This window comes from Paenibacillus enshidis (assembly GCF_042136365.1).
GTDB lineage: Bacteria > Bacillota > Bacilli > Paenibacillales > Paenibacillaceae > Paenibacillus > Paenibacillus enshidis.
The window spans coordinates 1-490 of the sequence record NZ_JBHHMI010000082.1; the positions used below are offsets into that span (position 1 = coordinate 1).

The 490-nt window shown below is 46.7% G+C and carries 1 protein-coding gene; it reads right to left on the minus strand.

Going from position 1 to position 490, the window contains the following annotated elements:
* Positions 1–22: 22 nt before the first annotated feature.
* Positions 23–490, minus strand: a 468-nt coding sequence (locus tag ACE41H_RS25170; RefSeq protein WP_375358314.1) for an RNA-guided endonuclease TnpB family protein, incomplete at its 5' end; no start/stop codon positions are given.

Here is a 490-nt window from a genome sequence, read left to right on the forward strand (position 1 = left end):
GACCTCGCCCCTACAACAAGAGCTATACTCCTGCTGTACCTGTACCGATGTACTCGATTCCTTTGCGGTACAGATTCATAGCGCCAATTCGGTCATCGTTCGAGCGATAGTGGCAGCTCTGACATTCAAAGGTATGCCTCTTTTTGTTTCGATTGGTTTGTTCAACATGTCCACATTTCGGGCAGGTTTGGGAAGTATATTTGGGATCTACTGCGATGACGCCCTGTCCGTTCAGTCGAGCCTTGTATTCCAACATCTCACGGAACTGGTGAAATGCCCAGGAAACCGACACATACCGATGGCGAACACATACTTTTTCCGTGGCGGAACGAACACCTTTTAAATTTTCGATCACAAATAGTGTCCCTTTCGGATACGTTTCAACGAGTGCCTTGGTTATCTGATGGTTAACATCCGTAACATAACGGTTTTCTCTTGAACCGATTTCCTTGAGTCGTTTTCGAGCAGAGGGGGTTTGTCTCATCTGAAG